We start from the raw sequence: 7,141 nt of genomic DNA, 5'->3' as shown, positions 1-7,141 counted from the left end.
TTATTCTCCTGTTAGTGGATTATAAGCAGTTACACAGAGTTTGGGAAACTCCCTAACTTTGAATATTCAGAAAATATTCAATCCAAAGTCTTAATATATGATACTAGAACGATGGGAAGATCGACTTGTTTTATTAGTTATAAAGATGATGGACAGGTATCTGATACGTCTTATATGAATGACTAATGTCAATCTTAACCTCTACTCAGCCATCTCTCCATGCCCTTCAACATCACTTTTCTTACCATCAGGTTTGATCTCAATCGGCAATACCAGCCCTTTCGCAAAATCATCAGACAACACATAATCGTAGCTGCTAGCAGCGACATCAGGCGTAGTATGAATGATAAGCGTCATGTCCTCGCCATCGGTTAGCTCATGTGAGACATAGGTCTCGCTTAGCTGATCCAATATTTTGGACAGTGCTTCATTGCTGGCCATACTTACCGTCAGGTTATGTTGAGCGGTAGCAGTGTCCACTTTGAAAAAATCTGCATAATCGCGCACATTTTTACTATCGATGGCAAATGGATATTTGTAGCTAGTCATCTCAGCAGCTGCTTCATCGCTTGCGACTAGAGACCAGTCAACAGTGTTACTCGCAGTCGTTGCTGCATCTTGTGTAGTGGTCGCTGCCGTTTCAGAGTTTGGTTCGGTCGTCTCAGTACTTTTGTCACACCCTGTCAAACCCATTAGTACCAATACACTTGCAGTAGCGATTACTTTCATACTCATCAGACGCTTAGCCATCGATATATCCTTTATACGGTTAATCATAAATCACTTTATAGTGCTGCTAAAATAATAAAACTCAAAAAAACAGCCACCATATGATGACTGATGAACGTTTATCATCGCTCTTTGTGTATGACGCTGTTATTAGATTTGGCAGCTTACGTGGTATTCCGTACCATCGGCCCATTTAATGGCAAAGATACCTTTGTCTTCTTTCATATGCCATGCGTAGACCGCGTCTGGGCTTGAGTCATTGACATAGCTGGCGACATGATCTTGCGCTTCACCATTTAAGATAACTGGCTGTGACGCCCATTTTACTTTAGGCAATGTCACGTTCAGCATGACTTGTTTTTTATTGATAGATTGTTTTGCCGTGATGATGCTGTCATCCGTACAAGTATAAGGCGCTGGTGCCATACGATCGTAAGCGGCACTAGGCATAGTCTCTGATGTAGGTGTGTCTGACTCAGGCACGTCTGATGTATTTGGAGTAGTCGGAGCAGTAGTCGCACAAGCGCTTAATAGGGCGAGGGCAGGTAGAGCTGCGACAATTTTAGTAAGGGTATTCATGGTTTTCTCCAAAGATATAGACGGTATCATGTAATTATATTTAAGTATGCGTTAAGCTTATAGCTATATAGTACCCAAAACGAACCTAGGGAAATGTTAGAAATTGTTTGTTACATGTTTGCTTTGTCACACAATCGCTGACTAATGTAATGTCTCATTTTGAGTGTGTTGGAAGACAATTAAAATAGTGGATGATACGGGCTAAAAGTGATCTCTCACACATAAAAAAGCGCCTATCGACATATGAATCGATAGGCGCTTTTTTGTTTTACTTAACATGCTCTGAGTTGAACATGCATTTTTATATCATGAATGCTACTTGGTTTTGCGCGGTGGCAGACCCGTATGCTGGGTTTGAAAGTTGCCTTTATTGACACGTTTCTTAGTGTTTTTACCCGCAGCCCCTTTTTTAGCAGCTGCTTTATTGCTTGAAGAACCGTTACTACGTTTGACCGAATCATTACCCAAGCGACTGTTTTTCTTGCGTGCTGATTGATAACTGTCTTGAGCGGCATCACGTCCTTCTAGATGGGCATTAAATGGCGGAATCAAGCAACCACGATTTTTACCAATCAAATCACTACGGCCCATGTCTTGTAAGGCTTTACGTAGCATTACCCAGTTTTTTGGATCATGATAGCGCAAAAACGCTTTATGCAGTTTACGCTGCTTGCCAGATTTGACAATATCCATGTCACCTTCAGCACGGCTCACTTTATGTAGCGGATCTTTATGCGTGTGGTACATGGTAGTCGCTGTCGCCATTGGACTAGGATAAAATGCCTGTACTTGGTCAGCGCGGTAGCCATGGCTTTTTAGCCAAAGCGCAAGGTTCATCATGTCTTCATCTTTGGTGCCGGGATGCGCCGCGATGAAATAAGGAATCAGGTATTGCTCTTTGCCAGCTTCTTGGCTGTACTGCTCAAACATGGCTTTGAATTTATCGTATGAGCCCATACCCGGCTTCATCATTTTTGATAATACGTTGTCTTCTGAATGTTCTGGGGCAATCTTTAGATAACCACCGACATGATGACTGACCAACTCTTTGACGTATTCAGGGTCTTTTACTGCCAAGTCATAACGCAGTCCAGAGGCAATAAGAATCTTTTTCACACCTTTAATATCACGCGCTTTGCGATATAGCTTAGTCAAATTACTGTGGTCAGTAATTAGGTTTTCGCAGACGTCAGGATAGACACAAGACGGCTTACGGCAGTTCTTTTCAATCGTCTCATCTTTACAGTTTAGACGATACATATTGGCAGTTGGACCACCAAGGTCAGATATCACACCAGTGAAGTTAGGCGCAGTATCACGGATAGCTTCGACTTCACGCAGTATTGAGTCTTCTGAGCGGTTTTGGATAATACGACCTTCGTGCTCAGTGATCGAGCAGAACGTACAACCGCCGAAACAGCCACGCATAATATTGACCGAAAACTTAATCATGTCATAAGCAGGGATACGCGCACCACCATAACTTGGATGCGGCAGACGTGCATAAGGCAGATCGAACACATAATCCATCTCTTCGGTCGATAGTGGCACTGGTGGTGGGTTCAGCCATACATCGATTGAAGTGTGCGAGTTACCCGCACCGCTACTATGACGCTGCACGAGCGCACGGGCATTACCCGGATTGGTCTCAAGATGTAAGATACGGTTGGCATGAGCATAAAGTACTGGGTCAGATTTGACATGCTCATAATCAGGCAGACGAATTACCGTCTCTTCACGTGGTGGCATTTTGATCTTATGCTTACGGGCGGTCATCGGCTTATTATTTCTGCCAGCGGCAGCATCAAAGCCGCGCATTTGCACCACTTGGGTATCGGTGTCTACTTGCTCTGCGTTGATGACTTTTTGGGTGACAGGCTCGGCCACAAAGCCTTGATATTGTGATGACATAGACGACGGCATGGCCTGCCCAACGGGCGAGTCGCTTGGTTTTTCTTGCTCAATTGAGCACTGATCGACATCTTCTGTCATCACATAAGGATTAATAATCGGATCCACACGACCGACTGTATCGACATCATTACTGGCGACTTCTGTCATACCTTTTTGCCAATGGCGGCGTGTCGGCGTCAACAGGTACGACGTACCACGCAGCTTACTCATTTGCTCAAAGCTATAGCCTTTTGCCAAGCCATGTACCACATCGACGATGGCGCGCTCAGCATTACCATATAATAAAACATCGGCACGCGCATCCATTAAGATACTACGGCGTACTTTATCTGACCAGTAATCATAATGAGCGATGCGGCGTAGGCTGCCTTCGATACCACCTAAGATGATAGGCACATCAGGATAGGCTTCGCGGCAGCGCTGGCTATAGACGATAGCGGCACGGTCAGGACGTTTATTGGCGACATTACCTGGAGAGTAGGCGTCATCGCTACGAATCTTGCGATCGGCTGTATAGCGGTTGATCATGCTGTCCATGTTGCCTGCGGTCACGCCATAAGCATAAACAGGTTTGCCCAATTCCATAAAGGCGTCTTTGCTCTTCCAGTCTGGCTGGGCAATGATACCCACGCGAAAACCTTGCGACTCTAGCAGACGTCCAATGATCGCCATGCCAAAGCTTGGGTGATCGACATAAGCGTCACCTGAAACGATAATGACATCACAGGCATCCCAGCCTAGATCGTCCATTTCTTTGCGACTCATAGGCAGATATGGTGCAGGCTCGTAGCAGCTCGCCCAGTGTTTGTCGTAATCGTAAAGAGGTTTTGTGCCTTGTTTAAAGGCGGTGCGGGCGATGGTATCAGCTGACATGGGCGGACCTGTTGAATAGAAAATGGCACTAAAAAAAGCCGTTATTTATTAAAAATATTAACGGCTTATTTAAAAGTGCTCATTTTAACATGAATTCAACTCATGATGTCATAACGATTAGCGATAAGTCATTGATAGCGTAAGATAATCTATAAAAAAAGGCTTCCAAATTTTTAGAAACCTTTTTTATTTAACCCGTTATTCTTGATGTACCCTGTCATAAGTACAGAAAACTAACTACTCTAATAGCTGAAGTGGGAAAGTAACCACGTCAAACGCTAGGGCAAAGGGTAGCAATACGAGCTTTTGCGCCGTGTTTGCACCGCTACTAGACACATGGCTTTGCGTGGTTTCTGAATAAAAGCTCACCATATAAGGCTTAGATAAAGCGCGATAATTTGACTGAATCATGCTCAAATTACTGACTTGCGGATAGATAGCGCCTTTGACAGGGACGCTAAAACAAAAGCGTTGAGCATTGATGCGTTTGTCACTGGCTGAGGTACATTCTGTACCACCATTCTGTAAAAAGAACTGATAATCAGAACGTTTAAATTCGTCTTTTAACTTGGCATAAGAGAGCTTCATCTCTCCTTGGAAATACCCATCGTTGTTCGGCACATAAAAGTTCATATCGTTATCGACTTGGATGTTTTTAGGCGTCAAGCTACCTAGTAAGCTGATCATCTCTGTCCCACCTTGGCTCAGCACATAGCTGTTTTTCTCACCAACGATAACCATGGATGCATTTGGCATTTTTGGCAACGCTTGCGCAGGACGACCAAAAGCGATGATTTGATCTTCAGACAATACATTTTTTGTGGTACTCGTACTGCTATAACTGTCTTTTTCCAATAATGAGCTGGTGGCGCAGCCCGATGTTACGAGCAATGCTGCCAATGAAACACTCATAATTACTGTTTTGGTATTGAATTTAGTTGATAGTGCAGTAGTGCGCTTGTTGCTAGTGCTTTTTGGTTTGTCTGAAGGTGTGCCTTTATGCTGAGTCATGCTTTGGTTCCTTGTCTAAGATAAGTGACTATCATCAATCCTTTATAAATTGGATACGGTATCAGCTTTGCTGAGTCTACTATGTGTAGTGCTTGCACTCAGCTTTCTTGTTTCTTGTACCCAAATTATATTGAAATAGCTATATAAAATGTTTGGTTAGTGCTTATTATCAAACTTACGTTGATATATTACATGGTTTGGATATAACTTATCTACTCATCATTGAGATTCAATGATAAAAACAAGCACCTTATGGATATGTAACTCATCTGAGTATCACACCTTGAGTGCGCTAAAAATAGCTAAGATTTAACCAAAATGTATCAAGCAACTTACTAATATCTTAGTATTCTCTCTATGACTTTCCTAGTTTTTCTAACATTTATCTCATTGCTATCTCCGTTCTCACAGTGACCACACTTCAGTATTTTGTATGTCTCTGTCATAAATCAGTGGCGTAAGGGTAAATAGACACTGCCTGAATAAGTGAGTGTTTTTATCGATAATAGCCAGCTTTATGTTCTGATAAGTGAATGTATGTGGCACATGCTTTGCTTGCTCGTTATTAGGGCTGACTTATTTAGATAAGCTCATAACAGAATATAGTAATACAGATTATATAAATAAAACTATTGTTTGGAGATAAGTGAGTGAGGACATTACATTTTAGCTGGAATGAGATATTTGTTTTATGTAAGTCATTGTGCTCTAAAGCATTCCTAATCAGTGCTGTGATATATGGAACAATGGCTAGCGCAATGGCTGCAGAAGAGGCAACACTGACAGTGGCACAGCTACTTGAATATCAAAATGTTGCTTGGATTATATGGGGCGGTGTGCTGGTGTTTTTTATGCAGGCAGGTTTTGCTTTGTTAGAAAGCGGTTCGGTGCGTGCAAAAAACGCGGTTAATGTGATGATGAAAAACTATACCGATATGTGTATCGGTGGTTTGGCCTTTTATCTGGTGGGTTTTGGTTTGATGATGGGTAGCAATAACTCAGGGTTTTTTGGCACCGATCACTTTATGCCAGTCGCGTTGTCCAACATGGATTGGGCGTTGATGTTTTTCCAAATGATGTTTGCTGCAACTGCCGTCACGATTGCTAGTGGTGCTATGGCTGAACGTGTATCGTTTATAGGTTATGCGGTTGCTGCCTGCTTAATTTGTCTATTTATTTATCCTGTATTTGCCAGTTGGGTATGGGGTGGCTACTTTGGAGGCGCTGGTTGGCTAGCTGAGCTTGGCTTTATTGATTTTGCGGGCTCTACGGTTGTTCATTCGATAGGTGGCTGGCTGGCACTAGCAGGTATTTTGGTGATTGGACCAAGAATGGGGCGTTTTGCACCTGATGGTACGCCACGATTGATAGCGGGTCATAATATGACATTGCTAGCGCTTGGCGGCTTTATCTTATGGTTTGGTTGGTTTGGGTTTAATGCAGGATCCACCTTATCGATCACGGGCAATATCGGTTTAATTGCGGTCAATACTTTTGTAGCAGCAATCAGTGCTGTGATTAGTTATATGCTGATATCCAAAGCATTTAAGAAGGCTATTTTGCTTAGTGATAGTGTTAATGCCAGTCTAATTGGTTTGGTGTCTATTACTGCAGGGTGTGCGACGACGACGCCTATTTTTGCCGTCATTATTGGTTTGGTCGCTGCCGTGGTTTATATACTATCAACACAAGCTTTATTAAAGCGACAGATTGATGATGTGGTATCAGCGGTGGCTGTTCATGGCTTTGGTGGCGTATGGGGTACGCTAGCAGCAGGGTTATTTTATACCGATGACCTATTCAATCTATCACGTGTCGGTGTACAAGTATTGGGTGTGGGCATGGCACTTGTTTGGGGTCTTGGCTTGGGGCTTGTCATGTATAAACTGATTGACTTAGGCTTTGGCTTAAAAGCCAGTCGTTTACATGAGCAGCGTGGTCTTGACTATACCGAGCATGCAGAAATAGGGTATCCAGAGTTTCAAAAGCAAATGTTTGATGCCAAAAATTTAACAGAACGCCATTTATAGGAGAA

General features: G+C 43.0%; 5 protein-coding genes. 1 reads left to right on the top strand and 4 read right to left on the bottom strand.

Going from position 1 to position 7,141, the window contains the following annotated elements; genetic code table 11:
- Nucleotides 1–201: 201 nt before the first annotated feature.
- The 4 genes from EI164_RS05875 to EI164_RS05860 all read right to left on the bottom strand — a co-directional run bounded on the left by EI164_RS05875 (nt 202) and on the right by EI164_RS05860 (nt 5,106).
- Entirely contained in the window at nt 202–750 is a 549-nt protein-coding gene (locus EI164_RS05875) for a hypothetical protein (RefSeq protein ID WP_192519053.1), read from the bottom strand.
- Between the two features lie 129 nt (nt 751–879).
- Nucleotides 880–1,308 (bottom strand): hypothetical protein, encoded by a 429-nt coding sequence (locus tag EI164_RS05870; RefSeq protein WP_192519052.1) that lies wholly within the window; start codon nt 1,306–1,308, stop codon nt 880–882.
- A gap of 315 nt (nt 1,309–1,623) precedes the next feature.
- Nucleotides 1,624–4,095, bottom strand: coding sequence for a YgiQ family radical SAM protein (locus EI164_RS05865; RefSeq protein ID WP_192519051.1), 2,472 nt, complete (start codon nt 4,093–4,095; stop codon nt 1,624–1,626).
- A gap of 237 nt (nt 4,096–4,332) precedes the next feature.
- The gene (locus EI164_RS05860) at nt 4,333–5,106 is read right to left on the bottom strand and encodes a hypothetical protein (RefSeq protein ID WP_413038444.1); all 774 of its coding nucleotides are present in this window, start codon (nt 5,104–5,106) and stop codon (nt 4,333–4,335) included.
- 758 nt (nt 5,107–5,864) lie between these two features.
- Between EI164_RS05860 and EI164_RS05855 the strand changes: the two genes are divergently transcribed.
- Complete coding sequence (locus tag EI164_RS05855; protein WP_225739138.1) at nt 5,865–7,136, top strand: ammonium transporter; 1,272 nt, start codon at nt 5,865–5,867, stop codon at nt 7,134–7,136.
- The last annotated feature ends 5 nt before the right edge of the window (nt 7,137–7,141 follow it).

Origin of the sequence: Psychrobacter sp. FME13 (assembly GCF_014861395.1) — a bacterium.
Taxonomy (GTDB): domain Bacteria; phylum Pseudomonadota; class Gammaproteobacteria; order Pseudomonadales; family Moraxellaceae; genus Psychrobacter.
The sequence above is the reverse complement of the archived record's forward strand: the minus strand, read 5'-3'. Positions and strand labels throughout refer to the sequence as shown.

Coding starts and splice junctions, on each gene's coding strand:
- EI164_RS05860 (WP_413038444.1), bottom strand. CDS start 5,106: ATGACTCAGCATAAAGGCACACCTTCAGACAAACCAAAAAGCACTAGC.
- EI164_RS05875 (WP_192519053.1), bottom strand. CDS start 750: ATGGCTAAGCGTCTGATGAGTATGAAAGTAATCGCTACTGCAAGTGTA.
- EI164_RS05865 (WP_192519051.1), bottom strand. CDS start 4,095: ATGTCAGCTGATACCATCGCCCGCACCGCCTTTAAACAAGGCACAAAA.
- EI164_RS05870 (WP_192519052.1), bottom strand. CDS start 1,308: ATGAATACCCTTACTAAAATTGTCGCAGCTCTACCTGCCCTCGCCCTA.
- EI164_RS05855 (WP_225739138.1), top strand. CDS start 5,865: ATGGCTGCAGAAGAGGCAACACTGACAGTGGCACAGCTACTTGAATAT.